At 75.1% G+C, this 24,822-nt stretch carries 22 protein-coding genes; 9 read left to right on the top strand and 13 right to left on the bottom strand.

The genetic code is table 11. The features are described 5' to 3' along the window. The first annotated feature begins 2 nt into the window (after positions 1-2). A complete protein-coding gene (meaB, locus tag IE287_RS22475; protein WP_189850941.1) occupies positions 3-989 on the top strand; it encodes a methylmalonyl Co-A mutase-associated GTPase MeaB in 987 nt (328 codons plus the stop codon). Positions 990-1,130: 141 nt separating this feature from the next. On the opposite strand, the gene IE287_RS22470 is transcribed toward meaB, so the two are convergent. Both IE287_RS22470 and IE287_RS22465 read right to left on the bottom strand, forming a co-directional pair. Then, on the bottom strand, positions 1,131-2,147 hold the full coding sequence (locus tag IE287_RS22470; RefSeq protein WP_189850940.1) for a CU044_5270 family protein: 1,017 nt from the start codon (positions 2,145-2,147) through the stop codon (positions 1,131-1,133). After that, entirely contained in the window at positions 2,144-2,773 is a 630-nt protein-coding gene (locus IE287_RS22465) for an RNA polymerase sigma factor (RefSeq protein ID WP_229883643.1), read from the bottom strand. The genes IE287_RS22470 and IE287_RS22465 overlap by 4 nt, the downstream gene beginning before the upstream one ends. A gap of 332 nt (positions 2,774-3,105) precedes the next feature. Between IE287_RS22465 and IE287_RS22460 the strand changes: the two genes are divergently transcribed. Beyond that, complete coding sequence (locus IE287_RS22460; protein WP_189850938.1) at positions 3,106-4,413, top strand: phytase; 1,308 nt, start codon at positions 3,106-3,108, stop codon at positions 4,411-4,413. Between the two features lie 179 nt (positions 4,414-4,592). On the opposite strand, the gene IE287_RS22455 is transcribed toward IE287_RS22460, so the two are convergent. The 5 genes from IE287_RS22455 to IE287_RS22435 form a co-directional block, all read right to left on the bottom strand. Continuing rightward, complete coding sequence (locus IE287_RS22455) at positions 4,593-4,784, bottom strand: hypothetical protein (RefSeq protein ID WP_189850937.1); 192 nt, start codon at positions 4,782-4,784, stop codon at positions 4,593-4,595. A 210-nt stretch (positions 4,785-4,994) separates the two neighbouring features. Further along, positions 4,995-5,171: a hypothetical protein gene (locus tag IE287_RS22450; RefSeq protein WP_189850936.1), complete on the bottom strand. Its 177-nt coding sequence runs from the start codon at positions 5,169-5,171 to the stop codon at positions 4,995-4,997. Positions 5,172-5,298: 127 nt separating this feature from the next. Beyond that, positions 5,299-6,213, bottom strand: a complete 915-nt coding sequence (locus tag IE287_RS22445) for a S1 family peptidase (protein WP_444545982.1) — start codon at positions 6,211-6,213, stop codon at positions 5,299-5,301. A 439-nt stretch (positions 6,214-6,652) separates the two neighbouring features. Continuing rightward, positions 6,653-7,984, bottom strand: coding sequence for an amidohydrolase (locus tag IE287_RS22440; RefSeq protein ID WP_189850934.1), 1,332 nt, complete (start codon positions 7,982-7,984; stop codon positions 6,653-6,655). A gap of 97 nt (positions 7,985-8,081) precedes the next feature. Beyond that, positions 8,082-9,359 carry an amidohydrolase family protein gene (locus tag IE287_RS22435; RefSeq protein ID WP_189850933.1) on the bottom strand — a complete coding sequence of 426 codons (1,278 nt, stop codon included), beginning with the start codon at positions 9,357-9,359 and terminating at the stop codon, positions 8,082-8,084. A 467-nt stretch (positions 9,360-9,826) separates the two neighbouring features. Here IE287_RS22435 and IE287_RS22430 point away from each other — a divergent pair, with 467 nt between their 5' ends. Then, positions 9,827-11,242 (top strand): lamin tail domain-containing protein, encoded by a 1,416-nt coding sequence (locus IE287_RS22430; protein WP_189850932.1) that lies wholly within the window; start codon positions 9,827-9,829, stop codon positions 11,240-11,242. A 74-nt stretch (positions 11,243-11,316) separates the two neighbouring features. Here the strand turns inward: IE287_RS22430 and IE287_RS22425 are convergent, their stop codons facing one another. Beyond that, positions 11,317-11,964: an amphi-Trp domain-containing protein gene (locus IE287_RS22425; RefSeq protein ID WP_189850931.1), complete on the bottom strand. Its 648-nt coding sequence runs from the start codon at positions 11,962-11,964 to the stop codon at positions 11,317-11,319. A 138-nt stretch (positions 11,965-12,102) separates the two neighbouring features. Between IE287_RS22425 and IE287_RS22420 the strand changes: the two genes are divergently transcribed. Then, on the top strand, positions 12,103-13,272 hold the full coding sequence (locus IE287_RS22420) for an AI-2E family transporter (protein ID WP_189850930.1): 1,170 nt from the start codon (positions 12,103-12,105) through the stop codon (positions 13,270-13,272). A 43-nt stretch (positions 13,273-13,315) separates the two neighbouring features. On the opposite strand, the gene IE287_RS22415 is transcribed toward IE287_RS22420, so the two are convergent. Further along, the gene (locus tag IE287_RS22415; protein WP_189850929.1) at positions 13,316-13,762 is read right to left on the bottom strand and encodes an SRPBCC family protein; all 447 of its coding nucleotides are present in this window, start codon (positions 13,760-13,762) and stop codon (positions 13,316-13,318) included. Positions 13,763-13,982: 220 nt separating this feature from the next. Beyond that, complete coding sequence (locus IE287_RS22410) at positions 13,983-14,579, bottom strand: TetR/AcrR family transcriptional regulator (protein ID WP_229883642.1); 597 nt, start codon at positions 14,577-14,579, stop codon at positions 13,983-13,985. 123 nt (positions 14,580-14,702) lie between these two features. Between IE287_RS22410 and IE287_RS22405 the strand changes: the two genes are divergently transcribed. Further along, complete coding sequence (locus tag IE287_RS22405) at positions 14,703-15,716, top strand: zinc-binding dehydrogenase (protein ID WP_189850928.1); 1,014 nt, start codon at positions 14,703-14,705, stop codon at positions 15,714-15,716. 203 nt (positions 15,717-15,919) lie between these two features. Here the strand turns inward: IE287_RS22405 and IE287_RS22400 are convergent, their stop codons facing one another. Genes IE287_RS22400 through IE287_RS22390 form a run of 3 tightly spaced genes read right to left on the bottom strand, consistent with a single transcriptional unit; the run spans position 15,920 to position 19,563 of the window. Beyond that, the gene (locus IE287_RS22400) at positions 15,920-18,259 is read right to left on the bottom strand and encodes an FtsX-like permease family protein (RefSeq protein ID WP_189850927.1); all 2,340 of its coding nucleotides are present in this window, start codon (positions 18,257-18,259) and stop codon (positions 15,920-15,922) included. Between the two features lie 42 nt (positions 18,260-18,301). Then, positions 18,302-19,060, bottom strand: a complete 759-nt coding sequence (locus IE287_RS22395) for an ABC transporter ATP-binding protein (protein WP_189850926.1) — start codon at positions 19,058-19,060, stop codon at positions 18,302-18,304. After that, on the bottom strand, positions 19,057-19,563 hold the full coding sequence (locus tag IE287_RS22390; RefSeq protein ID WP_189850925.1) for a PadR family transcriptional regulator: 507 nt from the start codon (positions 19,561-19,563) through the stop codon (positions 19,057-19,059). The genes IE287_RS22395 and IE287_RS22390 overlap by 4 nt, the downstream gene beginning before the upstream one ends. 165 nt (positions 19,564-19,728) lie before the next feature. Here IE287_RS22390 and IE287_RS22385 point away from each other — a divergent pair, with 165 nt between their 5' ends. The 4 genes from IE287_RS22385 to IE287_RS22370 all read left to right on the top strand — a co-directional run bounded on the left by IE287_RS22385 (position 19,729) and on the right by IE287_RS22370 (position 24,724). After that, the gene (locus IE287_RS22385) at positions 19,729-21,027 is read left to right on the top strand and encodes an ABC transporter substrate-binding protein (RefSeq protein ID WP_189850924.1); all 1,299 of its coding nucleotides are present in this window, start codon (positions 19,729-19,731) and stop codon (positions 21,025-21,027) included. A 179-nt stretch (positions 21,028-21,206) separates the two neighbouring features. Further along, a complete protein-coding gene (locus tag IE287_RS22380; protein ID WP_189850923.1) occupies positions 21,207-22,535 on the top strand; it encodes an ABC transporter substrate-binding protein in 1,329 nt (442 codons plus the stop codon). 12 nt (positions 22,536-22,547) lie between these two features. Continuing rightward, positions 22,548-23,879, top strand: coding sequence for an ABC transporter permease subunit (locus IE287_RS22375; RefSeq protein WP_189850922.1), 1,332 nt, complete (start codon positions 22,548-22,550; stop codon positions 23,877-23,879). Beyond that, positions 23,873-24,724, top strand: a complete 852-nt coding sequence (locus tag IE287_RS22370) for a carbohydrate ABC transporter permease (RefSeq protein ID WP_373307877.1) — start codon at positions 23,873-23,875, stop codon at positions 24,722-24,724. Before IE287_RS22375 ends, IE287_RS22370 begins: the two co-directional genes overlap by 7 nt. Positions 24,725-24,822 lie beyond the last annotated feature (98 nt).

Below are 24,822 nucleotides of genomic sequence, written 5' to 3'. Positions count from 1 at the left end.
CCATGGCCATCGACCTCGACACGTACGAGAAGGGTGTGCGGGAGGGGAGGCGCGCCCTCGTGGCGCGCGCCATCACCCTCGTGGAGTCCACCCGCCCCGATCACCGCGTCCTCGCCCAGGAGTTGCTGACCCGGCTGCTGCCGCACGGCGGCCGGGCCCGGCGGATCGGCATCAGCGGCGTGCCCGGCGTCGGGAAGTCGACCTTCATCGACGCCTTCGGCACGATGCTGACCGGCCTCGGGCACCGGGTGGCGGTGCTCGCCGTCGACCCCTCCTCCACCCGTACCGGAGGCTCGATCCTCGGCGACAAGACCCGGATGGAACGGCTCGCCGTGGATCCGGCCGCGTTCGTGCGGCCGTCTCCCAGCGCGGGCACGCTCGGCGGGGTCGCCAAGGCCACCCGCGAGTCGATGGTGGTGATGGAGGCCGCCGGCTACGACGTCGTCCTCGTGGAGACGGTCGGCGTCGGCCAGTCGGAGACGGCCGTGGCGAACATGGTCGACTCCTTCCTCCTCCTCACCCTGGCCCGCACGGGCGACCAGCTCCAGGGCATCAAGAAGGGCGTCCTGGAGCTGGCGGACATCGTGGCGGTGAACAAGGCCGACGGCCCGCACGCGGCCGACGCCCGCGCCGCCGCCCGCGAACTCGCGGGCGCACTGCGGCTGATGCACGGCCGCGAGGCGGTGTGGACGCCACCGGTGCTGACGTGCAGCGCCCGCGAGTCCACCGGCCTCGACGAGGTGTGGGAGCGCCTGGAGAAGCACCGCTCCCTCCTCCACGCCACCGGCCGCCTCGACGCCAGACGCCGTGACCAGCAGGTCGACTGGACCTGGACGATGGTCCGCGACGAGCTCCTCGCCCGTCTCCACGCCGCCCCGGCCGTCCGCGCCCTCACCCCGGAGGTCGAACGACGGGTCCGCGACGGGGAACTCACCGCGACCCTGGCGGCCGAACGGATCCTCGCCGCCTTCGAGGGGCGCGCGGAGTGAGGCCGGAGTGACGCGTCGGCGGGTCCCCGCGAGGAAAAAAGGGGGCCCGCCGGACGGGCCGGGCGGCGGGAACGCCCGCCGCGCCGACTCCCCTCGCGCCGTTGCCGGCTTCGGTGGGGAGCACCGTGCCCCGCCGGCTCCTCACGGCCTCTGCCCCGCGTCGTCGACGATGCCGACGGCGACCACGGCCACCGAGGAGACCACGTCGCCCGCCTCGCCCCAGGCGCCGTCCTCCAGCAGCACGGTCCGCTCGCCCAGGAGGCGGGCAGTGCTCCCGTCGAGGATCCACTCCGTGCGCTCGCCCGCGTGCACGCGGGCGACGGCGACCCCGCGCCGTCCCACGGCGTCGACCGCGTCGGGCGCGACGTCGACGCCGGGGATGAGGGCGGCGGCCCGGTAGAGGGCGGCGGTGAGCTCCGGGCCGGCGGCACCGCTGCGCAGCAGGTCTCCGATGGCGACGAAGGACTGCTGGTCCGGCCCCGTCGTGGAACCCGAACCGGCGCCGTGATTCCTCTCGGCGTCGTCGCGGATCGTCTCCAGCAGGGTCCGGGGGTCGGTCGGCAGGGCGGCGAGCGAGGCGTACGTCGGCGCGGCCAGGCCCCCGCCCTCGACGCCCGGCAGCACGCTGTCCCTGCCCCCCTTCCTCTGCAGCGTGTCCTCGCTGCCGTCCACCGAGGTCCACTGCTCCATGCCGTCGTCCACGCGCTCGAGGTCCGTCCGGCCGGCCTTGTCCTCGGACAGGGCCGACGTGTGACCGACCGTCCGGACGTAGACGTACTGACCGGCGCGCGCTTCCTCACGGGGCGTCACACGGGCCGCCAGGGCCGCCCGTTCCAGCAGCCGGACCGACGCCGCGGAGGCCGGCGGCACACGTGCCGGGCCGGTGGGGGTGCCGGGTCCGGCGTCGAGAGCGCCGAGCACGCCGACCGCCGCACCCGCGGTCACGGCGGTGGCCAGGACCAGGACCGTCCGCCGCCGCGGCCGCGGAGCCCGACCGCGGGAGTCCGCCCGGGCCTGCCGGTCGACCTCGCCCAGGAGGTGCCGTCGACGGGCCTCCATCCGGTCCGGCGGAAGCTCCGGGTGGGAAGGCGCCGGCAGGCTCTCCTTCGCCCGCCCGCGCTCGAACCGCTCCTGCTGGTCACGCTGTTCCGCGTTCATGGTGTCCTCGCCCTGTCGGGAAGCGGGGCCGGGGCCGCCCCGTCGGCCGGTGGGTGTCCGCTGCGCCGCTGCGCTCCCCCGTCCCGCGCGCCGGCCGCCAGTTCCTCGTCGACGAGCCCGCGCAGCTTCTCCCGGGCCCGCGAGAGGCGGGACCGCACGGTGCCGACGGGAATCCGCAGCGCTTCCGCGGCCGCCGCGTACCCCAGGTCGGACCAGACGACCAGGGTGAACACCTCGCGCTCCGACTGCTTCAGGCGCCGCAGCGCCCGGGCGACGGCGGCCAGTCTCTGACCGTCGGCGAGCTGTCCGACCACCTCGTCGGAGAAGTCGGGCAGCGACTCCGGGCGGGGCAGCCGGGACATCGCCTCCCTGTGTCTGCGGGCCGCCCGGGCGGTGTTGCGCATGACGTTCGTCGCGATGCCGAGCAGCCAGCCGCGGACGCTGCCGACCTCCGCCGCCATCTTGTCGCGCAGCCGCCACGCCTCCAGGAAGGTGAGGGACATGACGTCCTCGGCGACGGCCCAGTCGCCCGTCGTGCGGACGGCATGGGCGTAGACGACGCGCGCGTGCTCGTCGAAGATCTCGGCGAACGCCGCCCGGTCTCCGGACCGGATCCGTTCGTTCAAGGGGGACTTCACACCCGGAAAGTGTCCGCTCGCCCGCGCCGGTTCCCCTTCGGCGCCGGAAAGTGAGCGCGCTCACGTGATCCGGCACCTGTCTCCGCCCCGGCCCGAACCCCGCGCCCGGGTCCGCACCGCGCCGCTTCGCTGCGTGCCGCGGGCCGCCGGCGCCGCGGGCCGGGCCGGCCGGTCCGCGACCGAAAGCCGTTGCGGAGTCAGGTCGTTCACCGGGAGTACACCCGGGTCGGGTGCTCCCGGTCGTGCGGCGGCTGCCGTACGGACACCCCGCGGAATCAGGCTCGTGCAGGTCCGGCCACCCGCCTGCAGAGGAGAGTCGCGTGCATCGCTCCGTCATCGTCCGATCAGCCGTGCTGACCGTGGTCACCGCTCTCGCGGCGGCGGCACTGGCCGTGCCCGCCGAGGCCCGGCACCGCGTGCACGCCGACGCCCTGCCCGCCGTGACCCCCCGTGCGGAGACGCCGCCGCTGCACGACGACGAGGAGGGCGGTCACGCCGACGCGGACGACCCGGCCATCTGGCGCAACGCCGCCGCCCCCGGACGCAGCCTCGTCGTCGCCACCGCCAAGGAGGGCGGCCTGCGCGTCTACGACCTGGACGCGCGCCCGGTCCAGTCGATAGCCGCGCCCCCCGCGGCCGGTGAGGACCACGCCCCGGGCCGTTTCAACAACGTGGACCTCGTCCACGGCCTGCGCCTCTCTTCGGGGAGGGCCGACCTGGCCGTCACCAGCGACCGCGGCCACGACCGTCTGCGCTTCTACCGCATCGACCGCGACCGGGCCTCCGGTCCGCTGACCGACGTCACCGACCCCCTCGCGCCGCCCGTCTTCTCCCGGGACCAGGACGAGATCGACGACCAGCGGACCGCCTACGGCCTGGCGACCTGGACGGACCCGGCGACCGGGAAGGCCTACGCCCTGGTCAGTCGCCGCGAGCGCACCACCGTCGCCCTCCTGGAGCTGTTGCCGGCCGCGGGCGGCAGGGTCACCTACCGCACGGTCCGCACCCTGGACCTGCCCTCCTCCTTCCGGCTGCCCGACGGCACCTCGTGGTCCCCGTGCGGCGAGCCCGGCGAGCTGCCGCAGGTCGAGGGCATGGTCGTCGACCCGGCGAACGGCGTCCTCTACGCGGGCCAGGAGGACGTCGGCATCTGGCGCCTGCGGGCCGACCTCACCGGCACGCCGAAGCTCATCGACAAGGTGCGCGAGTACGGCGTTCCCGGTGTCTACGACGAGGAGACCGAGGAGTGCGCGCCGGGCGACGACCCCGGCTTCGGCGGCACCAGGATCTCCGCGGACGTCGAGGGCCTGACGCTGCTCACCGAGTCCGACGGCGACGGCTACCTCCTCGCCTCCAGCCAGGGCGACGACACCTTCGCCGCCTACGACCGCGAGCCGGCGGACGCCAACGAGTACGAGGGCGGCTTCCGGGTCACCGCCGCGAACGGCGCCCTCGACGGGTCCGAGGAGTGCGACGGCGCCGCGGCCCTCAACGCCCCCCTCGGCTCCAAGTACCCCCGCGGCCTCCTGGTCGTCCAGGACGGGCACGACACCCTCGGCGACGGCCGCGACGCGACCGGCTTCAAGTTCGTCGACCTCGGCGAGGTCCTGGACGCCCTCGACGACTGATCCCGGGCCGCCGGTGCCGACGCGGCCGATGTCCCGTCCGGGCGCGTGCGGCGCGCCCCTGTCGCGGGACAGCGCCGGTCGAAGCCGTGCGTCGACGGCTCCGGCCGGCGCTGTCGTCGCACAGCCGCCGGGCCCCGGTACGGCGCGGGCGCGCCGCGTGCCGTACCGGGGCCCGTGGATCAGTCGTCGGAACCGACGGTGTTGTCGTGGCCGGCGTTGAACACGTCGTCGGCGGCGAACTGCCCCCAGTCGCCGAAGACGACGGTGTAGGAGGTCTCGGGCTCGTATTCCACGTTCACGTCGGCGTTCGCGAATCCGGCGCTGCCGAGGACGAGGGCGCCTGCGGCGAGGACGGGGAGGAGGGAGCGCATGGTGGACACCTTTGGTCGGGAGGGCGAAACGCTCCTCAAGCTAGGGCGTCGGGCCCTCCGCGATCCGTTCATCCGCCCGCGTGGCCCGTCCCTTCAGCCGATCGGGGCAGCCGCACCCCCTCCCGCCGCCGGGAGGGATCCGGGCCGCGCGACGCCCGGGAAGCACGCGCGGTCGGACAGGGCGGCGGGGCGGCGGGCGACGGCGGCGTTTCAGCGTCTCCACGGGCGCTCCGGTGCCGTCGCCCAGAAGGCCAGGCCCACGAGGGAGAAGACCACGCCTCCGACGATGACCGTGGGAACGCCCATGACGAGGACGAAGGTCAGGAGGAGTTCTCCCCAGGTCGGCTCGTCGCCCATGGTGTTCCCGCCTTGTGTCATGCAGGTCATGACCCGGCGCGGAACGATGCGGTTCCCTCCCGGCGGCGGGAAAAGAGCACGGGGGAACGCGCCGGGCAGGGGGAAGCCTGCCCGGCGCGTCGTGTGCCCCGGTCACGGGGCGGGGTCGGTCGGGGGATCAGAAGACGCTGACGCCGTAGGCGCTGAGGGCTTCCGTGACGGGCTGGAAGAAGGTGGTGCCGCCGGAGGAGCAGTTGCCGCTGCCGCCGGAGGTGAGTCCGAGGGCGGTGGTGCCGGAGAACATGGCGCCGCCGCTGTCGCCGGGCTCGGCGCAGACGTTGGTCTGGATCAGGCCGTAGACGATGTCGCCGTTGCCGTAGTTGACGGTGGCGTTGAGGCCGGTGACGGTGCCGCCGCGCAGGCCGGTGGTGCTGCCGCTGCGCTGGACGGACTGTCCGACGTAGGCGTTGCCCGCGGCGGTGATGTCCCGGTAGCTGCCGTTGTAGAGGTAGACGCGTCCGTCGGCGGCGGAGGCGTTGGAGTGGCGGATGATGCCGTAGTCGTTGTTGGGGAAGCTGGTTCCGGCGCGGCTGCCGAGCAGCGCGGTGTTGGCGGAGTTGGTGTACCAGGTGCTCGCGGAGTTGGTGCAGTGACCCGCGGTGAGGGCGTAGTAGGTGCTGCCGCTGCGGACGTTGAAGCCGAGCGAGCAGCGGCCGCCGCCCGCGTAGATGGCCTGGCCGCCCGCGATGAGCTTGTTGATCTTGCCGGCGGTGCGCTCGATCCTCAGGTTCGCCGCGTTGGTGCCGGCGGCCTTGCGGAGGGTGGCGACCTCGGCCTGCGAGACGGTCGCGTCGACGGTGACGACCACCTTGCCGGTGGCCTGGTCGGTGTACCAGGCGGTGCCGGGGACGTCGGCCTGGAGGACCGCGTCGCTGGTGGACGCGAGGGCCGCGGCGGTGGCGGCGCGCGGGGTGTCGGCCTGCTGGGCCGAGGAGGTGGGTACGGTCATCGCGGACGCGGCGACGAAGGCGCCGAGGACGGCGAGGAGGCGGATGCCCTTGCCGAGGCCTCGGTTGCGGGGGGAACGGTTCACTGGATCCTCCGTATGGGGGGTGGGCCGCTGGGTGGGCGGCCTTGGCGGGGTGCGGATCGATCGCGGTAACGACATGAACCTGACAAGCGCTTGGGGGGAATCCTCGACTCCGCGGAGGGGTGCGGCAAGGTGGCCTTTCGGCCGCTCTACGCGCGTCCACTCCCCGCTTGCCGACGGGTGGCTCCGCACGGACCCGCCACCCCGTCCCGCACCGAAAACCGATCGGAAAGTTGCTGACACCCCTTGCAGTTCAGGCGGGGAGGCCCGCCCTCACCGCCCCCGCCCCTCCGGCGCCGCCGCCGTCACCGGACCGAGGGCGGTGCGACGGCCGCGGCGACGTCGGGTACGGGGCACTGGTCCGCCTTTACGGCGTTCCCCCGCATGGCCGGTTCGCGACCTTGCGTGGAATCCCACCCTCCCCATATGGGCGCGCCATCGGTCAGGACAGGAACTCGCCGTCCCGGGCCACGACCGTCCCGCCGTGCACGACCAGGTCGCGCTGCGGCATGTCGACCACGACCTGCGGCAGCCCCTGGCCCCGCACGAGGACGAAGTCGGCGGGGGCGCCCGGCCTGAGGTCGGCGTGCGGGAGGCCCATGACGTCGGCCCCGCCGTGGGCCGCCGCGCGGTAGCAGTCCGCCAGCTCCTCGTCGAGGCGCACGTCGGTGACCCAGCCGAGGATGTGGGCGCGGTGGAGCATGTCGGCGTTGCCGAAGGGGCTCCACGAGTCCCGGACGCCGTCGGAGCCGAGCCCGACGCGGACGCCGTGCTCGCGCAGGCGGGCGATCGGGAGGACGAGGTCGCGCGAGGGGGCCACCGTGGTCAGGGCGATGTCCTGGTCGGCGAGGTCCGTCGCGAGCGCGTCGAGGTCGCGGCCGGACAGGCCCGGCAGGCAGAAGACGTGGCTGATCGTCACCTTGCCGGCGAGGGAGAGGGCGCGGGTGCGGTCGATGATCCCGCGGATCGCCCGTACGCCCTCGTCTCCCCCGTCGTGGAGGTGGATGTCCACGCCGACCCCGTGCCGGTCCGCGATGCCGAAGACGGTGTCGAGGTGCTCGTCGAGGGCGTGGTCGAAGCCGATCGGGTCGATGCCGCCGATCATGTCCACGATGCCCCGGCGGGCGCCCTCCTCCAGGAGCCGGGCGGTGCCGGGGGTGCGGATCACGCCGTGCTGGGGGAAGGCGACGATCTGCACGTCCAGCGCGTGGCGCAGGCGGCGCCGCGCCTCGGCCAGACCCTCGACCCCGGCCAGGCCGTAGGCGGGGGCCACGTCGGCGTGGGCGCGCATCCCGCGCGTACCGCGGCCGACCGCGTGGCTCATCAGGCCGTACGCGCGCTCCGCCACCGACCGGGTCTGGGCCCGGAACAGCTCCACGTCCTGCTCGACGAAGTCGGCGATGGTCTCCGCCGGCCGCCGGGACACCCACGGGCCGCCCCACGTCGTCTTGTCCGGGTGGATGTGGGCGTCCACGAGGGAGGGGAGCGCGATCCGGCCGCCGCCGTTCACGGCCTTCGCGCCTCGCGGCGCCGGGCCGTCCGCGATCCTCCCGTCCACGACCACCAGGTCGGTGGCCGCCCCGCCGAACGGCCGGACGTCGCGGAAGACCACGGTGCGGGACGCTCGGTCCGGCTTGCCGGCGGCGACGGGCGCGGCGGCGGAGGCGGGGGCCGCGGCGACGGCCGACACCGCGGTCGCACCGGCGACGGCCGCGGCACCGGCCAGCATGGAACGGCGCGACACCGCACCGGCGGGGGCGGGGGACGGCTGCATCGGGAACTCCTTCTGGGAGGAAGAGGAAAACCGGGAGGAAGAGAAAAAGGGGGAGGAAAGAAAGACGAGGGGAGGAGCCCGGGCGGGGGGGCCGGGGTCAGAGGGGGATGCCCGCGCGGACGACGCCCACCGGCGCCTTCAGGAGCGCCAGGTCCGCGAGCGGGTCGCCGGCGAGGAGGATCGCGTCTCCGGCGTAGCCCCGGGCGAGCCGGCCCACCGTCCGGTCGAGGCCGAGGAGGCGGGCGGCGCCGGTGGTGGCGGTGCGGAGCGCGTCCAGGGCCGGGAGGCCGGCCGCGTGCATGAGCTCCACCTCGCGGCCGACGGGGTCGACCGTGCCGCCGGAGGAGTCGGTGCCGGCGGCGAGCGGGACGCCCATCTCGTACGCGGCCCGCACGGCCCGCTTCAGGACGGGCAGGAAGGTGCGGCCGCGTTCGGCGAGGACGGGGTCGGGGTCCTCCGCGAGCCCGGCGATCGCGGTGAGCGTGGGGGTGAAGTACGTGTCGCGGCGCCGCATCTCGCGCAGGGTCCGCTCACCGACGAACACGCCGTGCTCCAGGGAGCGGACGCCCGCCGTGACGGCGTCGTGGCAGCCCTTCTCGCTGTAGCTGTGGCAGAGGACGCCCTTGCCGTGGCGGCGGGCCGCCGCCACGATCGCGGACAGCTGCTCGTGCGAGTAGACCTGGACGAGCGGGTCCTGGTCGGGCAGGCCGGCGCGCTCGTTGACCCTGGTCTTGATGACGTCGGCGCCGCGGGCGGCGTTGACGTCGACCACGCGCCGCAGCGCCTCGGCGGAGCGCACGCCGTCCCTCTCCCGCGCGAGCGGGGTGAGGTCGGGGTCGGCCAGGACGGTGTCGCCGAGGACCGGGGTGACGAAGACGCCGGCGGCCCGCAGACGGGGCGCGAGCGCGGGACTGTGCCGGGCGAGTTCGCGGAGGGCGACGTCCTGGTAGAAGGAGGTCGAGCCGCTGCGCGCGCTCGTCACTCCGCAGCGGAGCGCGGCCCGGGCCTCGGCGGCGGTGGCGAGGTGGACGTGCGCGTCCGTGAGTCCCGGCAGCACCCACCGCCCGTGCGCCGGGAGCACCCGCACCCCGTCCGGGACCCGCACGGCGCCGGCACGGCCGGCGGCGGTGACGACGCCGTCCCGGATGACGACGACCGCGTCCTCGACGACCCGGCCGGTGGCGGGATCGAGCAGCGTGCCGCCCTCGATGACGAGGTCCCCGCCCCGCACCCCGGCGGCGGCCCCGGACGGCGGGGGCGCGGCGGCCGCGGCCGCACCGGGGGCGGCCAGGGTCCCGGCGAGCACGGCGGCACCGGCGAGGACGCCACGCCGGGTCAGGCCGGCGGGAAGCGACTGATGGACGTCGACGCACATGGGGACTCCTTGGGGCAGGGCGACCACGGGTCCACGTTTTGTATACCAATTCTGCGATGCGGAACAAGGGGTACCGGGTCATTCGCCCACGCAGAGGAGGTACATGACCACATCACGAGAAAGGCCGGACCCTCCCCTTCCCGTGGCGATCTCTTTTGGTATACAAATAAAACGATCTCGCCCGTCGTGCGGGACCGCGCGGTCCCGCACGACGGGGTGACGCCGCCCGGGAAGGTCTCCCGCCGGAAGCCGAAGACCTCCGCGGCCGCGAGGGCGCGCACGCAGCCGTCGGCGCAGGTGCGCGTCCACCGGACGGCAGGGGGCCGTTCGGGTGCGCCCCGGCCCGGGCGGGGGAGGGAAGGCTTCCGCTGCTGTTCACACGGCGAGTCCTGGAGCGAGGGGCGGCGTTCGGGTGGGGCCGGGACCGTCGTGCCGCTCTGCCCCCTCGAACTCCAGGACGGACCTCCGTGACCCTTTCGCGTGCACGCCGCCGGCGCCGTGATGTGACCCTCGCCCTCACCGCCGTACCGGCGCTCCTCCTCGGCGCGCTGGCCGCCGCTCCGGCGCAGGCCGCGCCCGCCGACGACATCCGGGTGAACGAGGTCGTCACCACCGGTTCCGTCGAGGACTCGGTCGAGCTGTACAACAAGGGCGCGTCGACGGTCGACCTCTCCGGCTGGGTCCTCAAGGACGACGACAACGGCTCGGCGTACACGATCGCCGCCGGCACGACGCTGGCACCGGGCGCCTTCCGCGCCTTCGACGTGCACGCCGCGTTCGGCCTCGGCTCCAGCGACAAGGCGCGGCTGTACCTCCCCGGCGGCACCACGCTCGTGGACGGCCACTCCTGGAGCAGCCACTCCGCACCGTCCTGGTCCCGCTGCCCCGACGGCACCGGCGCGTTCAAGGCGGCCGCCGTCACCCTCGGCGCGGCCAACTCCTGCGGCGGCACCGACGGCACCTCCCCGGCGGCCTGGCCCGGCGGCTCCTCGGTGGCGACGGCGGACGCGGCGAACGTCTTCGGCGGCGACCTGAGCGGCCTCCACCAGGAGGGGAACGTGCTGTGGGCCGCGCAGAACAGCGGAAAGCTGTGGCGCCTCGTCCGGGACGGCTCCGGCGGCTGGAAGCCCGACACGGCGAACGGCTGGACCTCGGGCAAGACCCTGCGCTTCCCCGGTGGTTCCGGCGCCCCCGACGGCGAGGGAGTGACGGTCACCGGAGCGGGTGCCGCCGGCGGCGTCTTCGTCGCGAGCGAGCGGAACGGCGACGCCTCCGGCACCAGCCGCCTCTCCGTGCTCCGGTACGACGTCGCCGGTACGGGCTCCGCCCTGACCGCCGTCCGCGAGTGGAACCTCACCGCGAGCCTGCCCGCGACCGGCTCCAACCTCGGCTTCGAGGGCATCACCTGGGTCCCCGACACCGCGTTCACCGGCGCCGGCTTCAAGGACGCCTCGACGGGCGCCCCCTACGACCCCGCCGGGTACGGCCCCCACGGCGGCGGCGTCTTCTTCGTCGGCGTGGAGGGCACCGGGGCGGTCCACGGGTACGTCCTCCAGGACTCCGGGTCCTTCACCCGCGTCGCCACCGTCTCCACCGGCATGGCGGGCGTCATGGAGGTCCAGTGGGAGCCGCAGGCGTCCCGCCTGTGGGCCGTCTGCGACAACACCTGCGGCGGGCAGCACCGGACGCTGAAGGTCGACGCCACCGGCGCCTTCGCCGTCGTCGCCGCCTACTCCCGCCCCACCGGCATGCCCGACCTCAACAACGAGGGCTTCGCCCTCGCCGGGGCCGACGAGTGCGTGGCGGGCACCAGGCCCGCCTACTGGTCGGACGACTCCGCCACCGGCGGCCACGCCCTCCGCAGGGGCACCGTCACCTGCTAGCGGACCACGGCGTCCCGGCCTCCGAAGACCCCCGAGGCCCCCGTCGCACGCGGCCAGGACCGCTCGACGGGGGCCTACGCGGTCTTGCGGGCCTTCACCGCCTTGGCCCCGCTGGCGGGCTTGCCCCCGTTGGCGGGCTTGGCCCCATTGGCGGGCTTGGCCCCATTGCCGGACTTGGTGCCCTTCACCGCCTTGGTGGCCTTGGCGAGGGCCTTCTCCACGACCGGTTTCGTCACGACCGCCTTCTTGGCTCCGGCCTTCTTCGCGACCGCCTTCTTGGCCGAAGCCTTCGTCACGTCGGGCTTCTTGACCGCCGCCTTCTCGGCCGCCGCCTTCTTGGCAGTGGCCTTCTTGGCAGTGGCCTTCTTGGCAGTGGCCTTCTTGGCGGCGGCCTTCTTCGCAGGGGCCTTCTTCGCAGGGGCCTTCTTGGCGGCCGACTTCTTGGCGGCCGCCTTCTTGGCCTCCGCCTTCTTGGCCTCCGCCTTCTTCGGCGCACCCGCGACGGGCCACTTGAGCTCGATCTCCAGCTCGACCTCGCCGTCCTCGACGGAGAGCTCGACCTCACCGCGGAGCTCCTCGGGGATCCGGAGGTTCAGCACTCCCCCGCCCCAGCCGAGTTCGGCCTCGCCGCCGGCGCGGAGCGCGGTGGCGATGGCGGACAACTGGTCGGCGGCCTCCGCCCGCGAGAGCGACCTCTTCCGCTCGTACTTGAAGTCCTTCATGACGGCCTCCGGTCATCACACGATGTCGTACATTGCGGACAATACTATCGATCTTGGTCGACCGCTGGCCGGGTGAAGACCGGCCGGACGCGGTGCGGCGGGCCGGACGGGGGCCCGCCGTGGTGGTAGCCGTCGGCCATGCAGCCGCAGTCAGCAGGGCCGCCTCCGGTGGCCCCCTTCCTCCGCACGGTCGCCGCGTACGCGTGGCGGCTCCTCGTCGTCGGCCTCCTCGTGTACGCCCTGTTCGCCCTGCTCGGCCGGTTCCACGAGATCGGGGTGGCCCTCTTCCTCGGTCTCGTCGTCACCGCGCTGCTGCGGCCGGTCGCGGACATCGCGGCCCGCGGGCTGCCCCGCGGGGTCGCGGTGACCCTCACCCTGCTCGGCGGGATCGCGCTGGTCCTGGGCGTGCTCGCACTGGTCGGAGAAGCCGTCGCCGGCGAACGGACCACACTGGTGCGGGAGTTCCGCGACGGCCTCGGCCGCATCCAGCGGTGGCTGGAGGCCCCGCCGTTCCACCTGCGCCCCGAGGCCCTGACGGATCTGGAGGCCAGGATCGGCCAGTTCCTGTCGAGCCACCGCAGCGCGCTGGTCGGTGAGGCCGTGAGCGGCGCCCATCACGTGGTGGCCGTGCTGACCACCCTCGCCCTGGCGCTCTTCGCGTCGGTGTTCTTCATCCACTCGGGGGACCGCCAATGGGCGTGGTTCCGGGAGCAGCTGCCGCCGTCGGCGCGCGGCCGGGTCTCGGCCGGCGGACGGGCGGCGTGGCGCACGTTCACGGGGTACACGCACGGGATCGTGCTCGTCGCCGCCGTGAACGCGCTCCTCGTGGGAGTCGCCCTGTGGCTGCTGGGCGTACCGCTCGCGGTCCCGCTGGCGCTGCTGGAGTTCGCCGCCGCGTTCGTCCCGCTGATCGGTTCGCCGATCGCCCTGGCGGTGGCGGCCGTGGTGGCCCTGGCGGCGAAGGGACCGCTGGTGGCGGGGCTGGTGGTGGCGCTGATCGTCGTCATCGGCCAGATCGAGGGGCACCTCCTGCACCCCCTGGTGATGAGCTGGGCGGTGCGGCTCCATCCGCTGGTCGTGGCGATCTCGGTGGTCGCGGGATCGATCGCGGCCGGCATCGTCGGGGCGGTGGTGGCGGTCCCCCTGGTGTCGGTGGTGTGGTCGGTGCACTCGGCGCTGCGGGAGGAGAGGCGCTCCCGCACGGAGACGGAGGAGGACCGGGGCGGTACGGAGCAGGGCGGTACGGGGCGGGGCGAGGGCCGTGCGGGGGACGCGCGGGGCCGTACGGGGGAGGCCGGCGCGGGGTGAGCCGCGCGGGGCCGTCCGGGTGACGGCCCGGCGTCCGCCCGTCTCAGGAGGCTTCGATCGCGGCCTTGATGCGCCGCCCGAAGGCGGGGGCGTCCTTGCGGGCCGCGGCGAGGGCGAGGCCGACGAGGAGCTTGCCGATGCCGTGCCCCTCCAGGACGTTGTGGATCCGGACGCGGGTGCCGCCGTCCGGGAGCGGCTCCAGGTCGTAGCCGCCCCGGCTCGCCGTCACGAGGTTCTTCGACTCCTCGGCCCAGCGCAGGCTCCGGGGCGGCTCGAACGCGGTGATGCGGAAGGTGCGCGCGGTCTTCATCCCGGCGTCCTTGACGGTGCTGCGGAAGACGGTGCCGACGGCGGTCGGGCCCTCGGGGATGCGCTCGATCCCGAGCACGCGGGGGCTGAACCGGGGGTCGTTGCGCCCGTCGGCGAGGTACGCGAACACCTCGTCGACGGGGCGGGCGACGTCGACGGTCGCCTCGAACTGGCCGGACATGACGGGTCTCCTCCTGCGCTCGGGAACGGGACGAACCCACCCATCGTCACAGTTCGTCCGGGTTCGGGGCGTCCGGCGCACCGCCGCGCGGAAGGGGTTCGCGGGCGGGCAGACCGGTGACGCCCGGGCCGCCGGACTCGCGGTCGGCGCCCGGATCGGAGCGTTGATCGGGTCGGCCATCGGGGCGGCCGTCGGAGCAGGGGAGCAGCGGGGCGGGCGGTCACGCGCCCGGTTTCGGGGCGGAGGCACCGCCGAGGACGAGGTCGACCAGACGGGGGGCGAGGGTCGCGTCGAGGGGGGCGCCGCTGATGAGGGCGCGGGTGAAGAGGGGGCCGGCGAGGGCCTCGATGACGAGGCCGGGGTCGGTGTCCGGGGGGAGTTCGCCTCGCTCGACGGCCCGGGCGACCATGACGGCGCCCCGGTCGAGGCGGTCGGACCAGTAGGCGAGGCGGTGGTCGGGGAGGGTGTCGTCGCGTTCGGCGCTGAGGCGGAGGAGGGCCTCGCCCTGGGGGGTCGCGAGGAGGCGGGCGAGGGCGCCGAAGTAGGTGACGAGGTCGTCGCGGACGCGCCCGGTGTCGGGGAGCGGCACGGCGGCGTCGAGCTGTTCGGCGAGGGCCTCCAGGATGAGGTTCTCGCGGGTCCGCCAGCCCCGGTAGACGGAGGTCTCGTGGACGCCGGCGGCCCGGGCCACGGCACCCACGGTGGTGCCGGCGAGGCCGTGCTCCGCCAGGACGTCCACGGTGGCGGCGAGCACGGCGGAGCGCATGCGGGCGCCGCGGCGGCGCAGGGGCGGGGCGGGCTGGTCGTCGGGGGCCATGCCCCGAGCCTAACGCAGGTCCACTTGCTTTACGCCGCGCACCGGACGTACCGTTCATCGCAAGGCGACTTGCGTTAAGGCCCGTCCGGCGCCCGGTCGCCCCCGTGTCAAGGAGGTCACGTCATGGAGCAGATGCTCGCCGCCCGGCTGCACGTCCCCAGCCGCACCCTGCGGATCGAGGAGGTGGAGAAGCCCGCGCCCGGCCCCGGCCAGGTGCTCGTGAAGGTGGAGGCCGCCGGCGTCTGCCTCTCGGACGTCCACCTGATCGACGGCACGCTCACCCCGCTGCTACTGGCCGGCGACACCGTCACCCTGGGCCACGAGGTCTCCGGCACCATCGCGGAGACGGGCCCCGGCGTGACCCGCTGGACGCCCGGCCGGCGGGTCGTGCTGTACGCGGGCGAGGTCCGGGACGGCGTCACGTACACCCGGGGCGTGGACTACGACGGCGGCTGGGCCGAGTACGCGCTCTCCGCCGAGGACGCCCTCACCGAGCTGCCGGACGCGATCCCCTTCGACCAGGGCGCGATCATCCCGGACGCGGTCTCCACCCCCTGGGGCGCCCTCACGGTCACCGGCGCCGTCCAGCCCGCCGAGGCGGTCGGCGTCTGGGGCGCGGGCGGGCTCGGCGTCCACGCCGTACAGCTGCTGCGAGCCGTCGGCGCCTGCCCGATCGTCGCGGTCGACCCCCATCCGGCGGCCCGCGAGCGCGCCCTCGCCCGGGGTGCGGACCTGGCCCTCGATCCCGCGGACCCGCGGCTGCGGGAGCGGATCGGCGCGGCCACCGGCGGGGCGGGCCTCGCCGCCGCCTTCGACTTCGCCGGGGTGCCGGCCGTCCGGGCGCAGGCGCTCTCGGTCCTCGCGCCCAAGGGCCGCCTCGTCCTGGTGGGCCTCACCGACCAGCCGCTCACCGTCTCCGACGGCACCCGCTTCAGCTACCTCCAGCAGCGGATCCTCGGTCACTACGGCTCCGACATGCCGGTCGCGCTGCCGCAGCTGCTCTCCCTCGTGCAGGGCGGCCGGCTGGACTTCTCCGGATCCATCAGCGGCGAACTGCCCCTCGCCCGGGCGGCCGAGGCGGTGGAGCGCCTGGAGAAGAAGACCGGTGACCCGATCCGGCTGATCCTGCGGCCCTGACCGGGCGTCCCGGCCCGGCCCCGGACCGTCCGGCTCCCGGCCGGGCGCCCCCGGATCCGGCCCCCTCCCCTTTCCCTCCCCACTCCACTCCGCCCCCGACGGGGCCCCGGTCCGGACCCGTGCCGCCCCCGCCCCTGGGCGGCGCGGGCCCGTCCCCGTCGTCCCCGGCCCCGGCCCCGTCCCTGGCCCCGTCCACGTGCGGGCTAGAGCGTCTCGCCCGCCGAGTCCACGAGGCGGCGGCGGGCCGTCCGCACCGCCGGGGCGAGGGCGGCGAGGGCGCCGGCGGCGGTGACGGCGAGGACGAGGGCGGCGAGGACGGCCGGGGCGGGGAGCCGGGCCACGCCGGCGCCGAGGCCGGTCGCGGCGGCCTCGGCGTCGACGAGGCGGCGGCCGACGGCGGCGCCGACGGCCGTGCCCAGGAGCGCGGCGGCCAGGGCGGTGAGCGCGGCGGCGGTGACGACGACGGCGCCGATCTGGCGGGGGGTCAGGCCGATGGCGCGGAGGGCGAGGAGGTCGCGGACCCGGTCGCGGACCCCGGTGCCGATCAGGGTGAGCAGTTGGACGAGGGCGATGAGGGCCAGGACCGCGACGAGCGCCGCGAGGGCGCCCCGGGGGGCGTCCTCCCCGTTCGCCGGGTCGGCGGTGGCGCGGACCTCGACGGGGTCCGGGACGGCCGACGCGACGGCGGCGGCGACCTGCCGGGGGTCGGCGCCCGGGCGCAGGACGAGGGCGTGGAAGGCGGGGCGGAGGCCGGGGTCGCCGTCGCGGAGGGTGTCGAGGGTGGTGGAGGCGACCCGTCCGCCGTGGTCGGGTTCGACGCTGCGGCCGACGAGGTGCAGGATCTGCGGCCGTCCCTCGACCGTCATCCGCACCCACTCCCCCACCCGTACGCCGAGGAGGTCCAGGAGGCCCTGGCCCGCGACGGCCTCGTCGGGACCGGTGGGGGCCCGGCCCTCGACGACGGTGTGGGGGTAGGGGGCGTCGCGGGTGCCGAGGCCGCGCAGGGTGACCGTGCCGGTCTGGCCGGGGACGAGGGCGGTGGACTCGACGCCCGGGACGGCGTCGGCGACGCCGGGGACGGCCTCCAGGCGGGCGGCGAGGCCGGCGGCGGGCGGCGTCTCGGTGCGCACGGTGAGGGCGGCGGCCCGGCCCACGCGGGCCGGGTCGGTGCGGAACTGGCCGAGTGTGGTCCAGGCGACGAGGGCCACGGTGATCAGGGCGAGCGGGAGGGCGAGCCGGGCGGTGGCACCGAGCGCCCGGCCGCGGCCGGGCGCGGTGAAGGCGGAGCGCCAGCCGAGGACGAGGACCGGGGAGAGCCGGAGCCCGAGGGCCCTGCGGCCGAGCGCGGAGAGCGGGCGGGCCGCCGGGTGGGCCGAGCGGGCGGCGGGGACCGGGGGGACGCGGCCGGCGCGCCAGGCGGCGAGGGCGGTGGCGGCGGCGATCAGGAGGACCGCGGCGAGGGGGACGCCGACGACGGCGGCACGGTGTCCGGGCATGCGGGGCCAGAGGGCGGCGGCGGCGCCGACGCGGCCGGGGATCCACCGGCCGAGGGCCAGGGTGGCGGCGGTGCCGAGGCCCGCGCCGGCGACGGCGAGGCCGAGGTGCTGGAGGAGGAAGCCGCGGACGACCTGGCCGGGGGTGAAGCCGATCGCCTTGAGGACGGCGATGTCGCCGGCCTGCCCCCTGATCCGGGCCCGGACCGCGCCGGCGACGGCGACGGCCGCGGCGAGCAGGGCGGCGAGGCCGAAGGCGGCGAAGATCTGGCCGAGGAGCCGGTCGTCGCCGCCGATGTCGGCCCTGGCCCGCTGCCAGGTGGTGATCTGGTCGATCCGTCCGGCACCGAGGACGGTGACGGCGCGCTGGACGGCGTAGTCGGTGTCGGCGGGGTCCTTCAGGCGGAGGCCGACGGTCTGTCCGGTGGTGGCGGGGGCGAGCCGGTCCAGGGTGCCGGGGAGGACCCAGCCGACGCCGTCGCCGCGCCCCGCCCGGTAGCGCGGCTCGGCGGTCTCGGCGACGCCGGTGACGTACAGGGTGCGGGTGGCGGGGCCGTGCCGGCCGGTCACGCTGAGGGTGACCGTCTCGCCGGGTTCGGCCCACAGGGTCCGGGCGAGGGTGTGCTCCAGGACGATCCCGTCGGCGGGGCCGCCGGGGGCGAGCCAGCGGCCCGCGGTGAGGAGGGGGCGGGCGGTGTCGGGCGGGCGGGCGCCGGTGGCGCGCAGGTCGACGCCGGCGCGGGTGCCGCCGGTCTCCAGGACGGCGTCGGCGGTCCGGAAGGGTCCGGCGACGGCGTCGACCTCGTCGAGGGCGGCGAGCGGCGCGAGGGCGGCCGGGTCGAATCCGTCCGCGCCGTCGCGGCCGTGGATCCAGACGTGGCTCCCCCGGGACTGGTTGAAGACGCGCTGCCAGGGGTTGACCGCGTAGCTGAGGAGGGCGGCGGCCAGCAGGAGGGAGGCGATGACGCCGGCGCTGGCGAGGACGGCGAAGAGGGCCTCGCCGCGGTGGGTGCGGAGGTCGGAGTGGGCCCATCGCCAGGTCGCCCGCATGTCGCCCTCCCCCTCCTCGGTGCTTCCGTCCTGCCGGTGCGGTCAGTCCTCCAGGTCGAGTACGCCGGTCACCCCCGGGCGGGTGGCGGCGGGGTCGCCGAGGGTGGCGTCGTCGGCGATCCGGCCGTCGAAGAAGCTGATGACGCGGTCGGCGGCGCTCGCCATCCGGGCGTCGTGGGTGACCATGAGGATGGTCTGGCCCCGGGCGTGGAAGCGGGCGAGGAGGCGCAGGACGTCTCGGGTGCCCTTGCTGTCGAGGCTGCCGGCGGGTTCGTCGGCGAGCAGCAGGGCGGGCCGGTTGACGAGGGCGCGGGCGAGGGCGACGCGCTGCTGTTCGCCGCCGGAGAGGGCGCCGGGCAGGGCGTTCTCCCTTCCCCGGAGGCCGAGTTCGGCGAGGAGCTCGGCGCGGCTCGCGCGGGCGGCCCGCGGGGTGGCGCCGGCGAGGAGGGCGGGGAGCTCGACGTTGTCGGCGACGGTGAGGTGGGAGACGAGGTTGAAGAACTGGAAGACGATGCCGACGCCGCGGCGGCGCAGCACGGCCCAGCGGGCCTCGCCGTGGCCGTCGACCCGTTCGCCGCCGATCCAGAGGCTGCCCGCGTCGAGGCGTTCGAGGCCGCCGACGAGGTGGAGGAGGGTGGACTTGCCGGCGCCGGAGGGGCCGGTGACGGCGACGAACTCGCCCTCGCGGACGGTGAGGTCGACTCCGCGGACGGCGTGGACGGGGGCGCGGTCGCCTCGGTGGGTCTTGGTCAGGCCCACGGCGTGCACGATCGCCCCCGCGGGTGGCCGGGCGCCGGTCATTCGAGCTCCTCCTGACAGCGCTCCAGCCAGTCGAGGTCGGCCTGGAGGTGCAGCATGGCGCCCTCGATGAGGAGTTGGGCGATCTTGTTGTCGCGGTCCTCGCCCGCGGCGAGCCGGGAGAGGCTGCGCATGGTGTTGAGGTGCTGCCGCCGCTGCCGGTTGATCAGGGCGATCGGGTCGGCGAGTCCGGAGAGGGGGGCGAGGGCGAGTTTCATGAAGAATCCGTCGCGCACCCGGGGTTCGTCGGCGGTGTCCTCGAACCACGCGGCGACGGCCTCCCGTCCGGCGTCGGTCAGGCGGTAGATCCGCTTGTTGGGGCGGCCCGTCTGCTCGACGTCCTCGCCCTCGATGAGTCCGCTCTTCTCCAGCCGGCCGAGGGTCACGTAGACCTGGCCGATGTTGGGCTGAGGGTAGGCGGAGCCGAGGAGTTGTTCAAGGCCCTGCTTGAGCTCGTAGCCGTGGGCGGGGCCCCGGGTGAGGAGTGCCAGCAGCTGCTGCCGCACGCGCTCCCCCTTCTGTGTCGTGCGCCGTTCCCGGCCCGGTGGTGGCGGCCCGGGGGCCGGTGGACCGGCGGTCGCCGGGTCCGCCGGACCAGTATCGCCGATGGGGCCCTCGGTGCGTCTGCCACGATGGACCGTCGCGTTCGGCACCACGTCCGGGAGGAACGCATGGGGTGGGTACGGTCCGTGGGCAGGGGCGTGCTGGTGGTGGCGGTGCTGCTCGCGGGGTGCGCCGGGGGCGCGCCGGAGCCGGGTGCGGGCCCGGCCGGGGGGCGCGGGGCGCTGACCTTCGTGACGGCGGGGGACCTCACCGACTACCTGGCGCCGCTGGTGGCGGAGTGGAACGCGGAGCGGCCGGCGGAGCCGGTGGCGCTGGTGGAGCTGCCGGACTCGGCGGACGAGACGCGGGCGCAGATGCTGAGCGAGCTGCGCTCCGGGAGCCGCCGCTTCGACGTGCTGAACATCGACGTGGCGTGGACGCCGGAGTTCGCGGCGGCGGGTCTGATCGCCCCCCTGGAGCCGGAGCGGTTCGACCTGGGGGCCTTCCTGCCGCCGGTGGTGGGGACGGCGACGTTCCGGGGCCGGCTGTACGCGGTGCCGTACGTGACCAACGCGGGGTTGCTGTACTACCGCAAGGACGTGCTGGACGCGGCGGGCGAGCGGGCGCCGCGCACCTGGGCGGAGCTGGCGCGCCTCGCGCGGACGCTGGCGCCGCGGCACGGCCTCGCGGGGTACGCGGGCCAGTTCCTGCCGTACGAGGGGCTGACGGTGAACGTCACGGAGGCGATCGCGTCGGCGGGCGGCGCGGTGCTGAGCGAGGAGGGCGCGCGGGTCGGGGTGGACTCGGACGCCGCGCGGGCGGCCCTGGCGTTCCTCGCGGGCGGGGTGCGGGAGGGGTGGATCCCGGCGGAGGCGCTGCGGTTCACGGAGGAGGAGTCCCGGGCGGCCTTCGAGGAGGGGCGGCTGCTGTTCCTGCGGAACTGGCCGTACGTGTACGCGGACGCGGGACGGGCGGGGTCGAGGGTGGCGGGCCGCTTCGAGGCGGCGCCGCTGCCGGGGCCGTACGGGCCGGGCAGGAGCGTGCTGGGCGGTTCCAACCTGGCGGTGTCGGCCCGGTCGCGGCATCCCGCGACGGCCGCCGACTTCCTGGCGTACCTGACGAGCGAGCGGGTGCAGCGCCAGGTGCTGACGCGGGGTTCCCTGCCGCCGGTGCGGGCCTCGCTGTACGCGGATCCGGAGCTGGTGGCGGCCCATCCGTACCTGCCGATCCTGCGGGAGAGCGTGCTGGCGGCGGTGCCGCGGCCGAAGAGCGCGCGGTACGACCAGGTGAGCCTGGCGGTGCAGGCGGTGGCGCAGGACGTGCTCGCGCTGCGGACCTCGCCGGAGGAGGGCGTGCTGCGGCTGACCCGGGAGCTGGCGGCGATCCCGCACGCGGGGCGCGGGGCGCCGGGTCCCGCCGGTCCCTGAGGTCACGGCCCTCCCTTCCGTCTCCGACCCCTCTACCTACCCGTTAGGTAGAGGGGTTTCGACGTCCTCCATATGCATGCCCAAGAAGGCTTGTTCTCAAGCAGGTTGAGACGCGACCGTTGACATGCCTTCGCCATCGCTACTTAACATGAATGCATCGAAGCGATGGAAGGACGACCATGCGACGACCCTCCCTCACCACCCTCCGGGCCGCCGGCGCGCTCGCCGCGGCCCTCGCCCTCACCGCCACCGGCTGCGGGGACGATCCGGCCGCCCCCGGATCCGGCGGCGAGCTGAGCGGCACCACCGTCACCGTCGCCGGCGTGTGGACCGGCGGCGAGCAGACGAACTTCAAGAAGGTCCTCGACGCGTTCGGCGCGAAGACCGGCGCCAAGACCGTCTTCGTCCCCTCCGGGGACAACGTCTCCACCTTCGTCGGCAGCAAGATCGAGGGCGGCAACGCCCCCGACGTGGTGCTCGTCCCCCAGGTCGGCGTGCTCCGGCAGTTCGCCGGGGCCGGCTGGCTCGCGCCGCTCTCCGAACGGGCCGCCGCGACCGCCGGCGGCAACCTGGCGCCGGTGTGGAAGGAGTACGGCACGGTCGACGGCACCTTCTACGGCCTCTACTTCAAGGCCGCCCACAAGTCGACCGTCTGGTACGCCCCCGACGCGCTCGAACGGGCCGGGGTCACCGAGCCGAAGACCTGGGACGAGCTCCTCGCCGCGGGCCGGACGCTCGCCGACTCCGGCCTGCCCGCCTTCGCCGTCGCCGGAGAGGACGGCTGGACCCTCACCGACTGGTTCGAGAACGTCTACCTGTCGCAGGCCGGACCGGAGAAGTACGACCTGCTCGCCCGCCACGAGCTGAAGTGGACCGACCCCAGCGTCGTCACCGCGCTCACCACCCTCGCCGAGGTGTTCGAGGACGAGCGGCTGGTGGCCGGCGGCGCCGCCGAGGCGCTGCGCACCGACTTCCCCGGCTCCGTCGAGAAGGTCTTCGGGCCCGAACCCGAGGCCGCCCTGGTCTACGAGGGCGACTTCGTCGGTGGCGTCGCCCGGGACGAGTTCGGCAGGAAGCCCGGCGAGGACGCCGCGTTCTTCGCCTTCCCGCCGGTCGGCGCGGGGAAGGCGCCCGTGGTCAGCGGCGGCGACGCCGCCGTCGTCCTCAAGGACGCGAAGAACGCCGAGGCGGGCATGAGGCTCCTGGAGTTCCTGGCCACCCCGGAGGCCGCGGCGGTGTGGGCCGGCGCCGGCGGCTTCCTCTCCCCCAACAAGGACGTGAAGCCGGAGGCGTACGCGGACGACACCGCCCGCGCCACCGCCGCCTCGCTCGTCGCCGCCGGCGACTCGGTCCGCTTCGACATGTCCGACCAGGCTCCCGCCGCCTTCGGCGGCACCAAGGGCGCCGGCGAGTGGAAGCTCCTCCAGGACTTCCTGCGCGACCCCTCGGACCCGGAGCGGACCGCGGCCGCCCTGGAGGCCGCGGCGGCCAAGGCGTACGGGAACTGAGGCCGGCCCGCCATGGACCGGCACCCGACGACGCGCGCCGCGGCGGACCCGCGGCGGCGCGCCCTGCGCAGGAAGCGGCTCCTCGGCGCCGCCTTCGCCCTGCCCGCCCTCCTGCTCCTCGGCGCCCTCGTCGCCTACCCGGTCGTCTTCTCCGTCGGCCGCAGCCTCTTCGACGCGGGCGGCGACCGGTTCGTCGGCGCGGACAACTACGTGGAGATGGTCCGGGACCCGGCCACCCTGAAGGCCCTGCGCAACAGCGCGATCTGGGTGGTCGTCGCCCCCGCCCTGCTCACCGGCCTCGGGCTGGTCCTCGCCGTCCTCACCGAGAGGATCCGCTGGGCCACCGCGTTCAAGCTGGTGCTGTTCCTGCCGATGGCCGTGTCCTTCCTCGCCGCGGGCATCGTCTTCCGGCTGACCTACGAGCAGGACCCCGACCGGGGCGTCCTCAACGCGGTCGTGGTCGGCGTCCACGACGCCTTCGACGCGCCGGCCCCCTATCCGACCGCCCGCGCCCGGGAGGGCGAGGGCCTGACCGGCGGACCGGCCGACGGCTACCTGTCCGGCGAGCTCCGGCCCGGCTCCGTCGCCGCCCTGCCCTTCGTGGGCGTGGCCCCCGGGGCCGTACCGGGCGGCCCGGAACCGGCGCGGACCCCGGCCCCGGCACCGGACGGGCTGGCCGGGACCGTCTACCTGGACTTCACGCCCGGGACGGGCGGCCGGCCGGGAGTGGTGGACCGGCAGGAGAAGGGACTGCCCGGGATGACGGTCGAGGCGGTCGGCGACGGCCGGGTGGTGGCGTCCGCCCGGACGGCCGCCGACGGCACCTTCCGGCTCGACGGGCTCGGCGACGGCACGTACCGGCTGCGGGTGCCCGCCGCCAACTTCGCCGCCGGGTACGGCGGGGTCGACTGGCTCGGACCGGCCCTCGTCACCCCGGCGATCATCGGCGCCTACCTGTGGGTGTGGACCGGCTTCTCCATGGTGCTGATCGGGGCGGGGCTCGCGGCCCTCCCCCGGGACGTCCTGGAGGCGGCCCGCGTCGACGGCGCGAACGAGCGGCAGGTCTTCCGCCGGATCACGGTCCCGCTGCTCGCCCCCGTCCTCACCGTCGTCTTCGTGACCCTGGTCATCAACGTGATGAAGGTCTTCGACCTCGTGTACGTCATCGCCCCCGGCCCGGTGCAGGAGGAGGCGAACGTGCTGGCCACCCGGATGTGGCTGGTCTCCTTCGGCGGCGGCAACGACCAGGGGCTCGGCAGCGCCCTCAGCGTGCTGCTGCTGGCGCTCGTCGTCCCGGCGATGGTCTTCAACATCCGGCGCTTCCGGAAGGGCGGTGGATCGTGAACGGGCCCGCGCGCGTCACCCGGTGGCTCGGCGGCACGGCGGTGCGGACCCTGCTCCTGCTGGTCGCCCTCGTCTGGATCACCCCGATGGCCGGGCTGCTGCTCTCCTCCCTGCGCTCGGAACGGGACAACGCCTCGGACGGCTGGTGGACCGCGCTCCTCGAACCGTCCCAGCTGTCCTTCGACAACTACCGCGCGCTGCTCGCGGACTCGGGGCTCGTCCAGGCCTTCTGGAACACGGTCCTGATCTCGGTGCCCACCACCGTCCTCGTCGTCGGACTGGCGGCGCTCGCCGGATACGCCTTCGCCTGGCTGGAGTTCCCCGGCCGCGACGCCCTCTTCCTGGTGGTGGTCGGACTGCTGGTGGTCCCGGTGCAGATCGGGCTGCTGCCGGTGGCGAAGCTCTTCGGCGCCGTCGGGCTCTTCGGGACGGTCGCCGGGGTCGTCCTCTTCCACGTGGCGTACGGGCTGCCGTTCGGGGTCTTCCTGCTGCGGAACTTCTTCGCCGAGATCCCCCGCGAGATGCTGGAGGCGGCACGGCTCGACGGGGGCGGCGAGTGGCGGATCTTCCGGCGGCTCGTGCTGCCCCTGGGGAGACCGGCGCTCGCGAGTCTGGCGATCTTCCAGTTCCTCTGGGTGTGGAACGACATGCTGGTGGCGCTGCTCTTCGCCGACGGGGAGTCCCAGCCGCTGACGGTGGCGCTCCAGTCGCAGATGCGGCAGTTCGGCAGCAACATCGGCGTGCTCGCCCCCGGCGCGTTCCTCTCCCTGGCCGTCCCCCTGGTGGTCTTCTTCGCCTTCCAGAAGCACTTCGTACGGGGGGTGATGGCGGGTTCGGTGAAGTAGACCGACCCACGATCCGCCCTGCGGTCCAGAACTCACGACCCACGACCCGCAGTCCATGGCTCCCGGGGCGCCGGCCTCCGTCCGGTGCCCCGGGAGAC

Source organism: Streptomyces omiyaensis (genome assembly GCF_014650895.1).
GTDB lineage: Bacteria > Actinomycetota > Actinomycetes > Streptomycetales > Streptomycetaceae > Streptomyces > Streptomyces omiyaensis.
Note: the sequence above shows the minus strand (reverse complement) of the source record. Positions and strands in the feature narration are given on the sequence as shown.

What these genes read in the sequence shown, in the direction of transcription:
- IE287_RS22455 (WP_189850937.1), bottom strand. Translation starts at nt 4,784, where the DNA reads ATGCGCTCCCTCCTCCCCGTCCTCGCCGCAGGCGCCCTCGTCCTCGGC.
- IE287_RS22380 (WP_189850923.1), top strand. Translation starts at nt 21,207, where the DNA reads ATGCGACGACCCTCCCTCACCACCCTCCGGGCCGCCGGCGCGCTCGCC.
- IE287_RS22440 (WP_189850934.1), bottom strand. Translation starts at nt 7,984, where the DNA reads ATGCAGCCGTCCCCCGCCCCCGCCGGTGCGGTGTCGCGCCGTTCCATG.
- IE287_RS22470 (WP_189850940.1), bottom strand. Translation starts at nt 2,147, where the DNA reads ATGAACGCGGAACAGCGTGACCAGCAGGAGCGGTTCGAGCGCGGGCGG.
- IE287_RS22420 (WP_189850930.1), top strand. Translation starts at nt 12,103, where the DNA reads ATGCAGCCGCAGTCAGCAGGGCCGCCTCCGGTGGCCCCCTTCCTCCGC.
- IE287_RS22425 (WP_189850931.1), bottom strand. Translation starts at nt 11,964, where the DNA reads ATGAAGGACTTCAAGTACGAGCGGAAGAGGTCGCTCTCGCGGGCGGAG.
- IE287_RS22385 (WP_189850924.1), top strand. Translation starts at nt 19,729, where the DNA reads ATGGGGTGGGTACGGTCCGTGGGCAGGGGCGTGCTGGTGGTGGCGGTG.
- meaB (WP_189850941.1), top strand. Translation starts at nt 3, where the DNA reads ATGGCCATCGACCTCGACACGTACGAGAAGGGTGTGCGGGAGGGGAGG.
- IE287_RS22450 (WP_189850936.1), bottom strand. Translation starts at nt 5,171, where the DNA reads ATGACCTGCATGACACAAGGCGGGAACACCATGGGCGACGAGCCGACC.
- IE287_RS22400 (WP_189850927.1), bottom strand. Translation starts at nt 18,259, where the DNA reads ATGCGGGCGACCTGGCGATGGGCCCACTCCGACCTCCGCACCCACCGC.
- IE287_RS22405 (WP_189850928.1), top strand. Translation starts at nt 14,703, where the DNA reads ATGGAGCAGATGCTCGCCGCCCGGCTGCACGTCCCCAGCCGCACCCTG.
- IE287_RS22415 (WP_189850929.1), bottom strand. Translation starts at nt 13,762, where the DNA reads ATGTCCGGCCAGTTCGAGGCGACCGTCGACGTCGCCCGCCCCGTCGAC.
- IE287_RS22410 (WP_229883642.1), bottom strand. Translation starts at nt 14,579, where the DNA reads ATGGCCCCCGACGACCAGCCCGCCCCGCCCCTGCGCCGCCGCGGCGCC.
- IE287_RS22395 (WP_189850926.1), bottom strand. Translation starts at nt 19,060, where the DNA reads ATGACCGGCGCCCGGCCACCCGCGGGGGCGATCGTGCACGCCGTGGGC.
- IE287_RS22375 (WP_189850922.1), top strand. Translation starts at nt 22,548, where the DNA reads ATGGACCGGCACCCGACGACGCGCGCCGCGGCGGACCCGCGGCGGCGC.
- IE287_RS22435 (WP_189850933.1), bottom strand. Translation starts at nt 9,359, where the DNA reads ATGTGCGTCGACGTCCATCAGTCGCTTCCCGCCGGCCTGACCCGGCGT.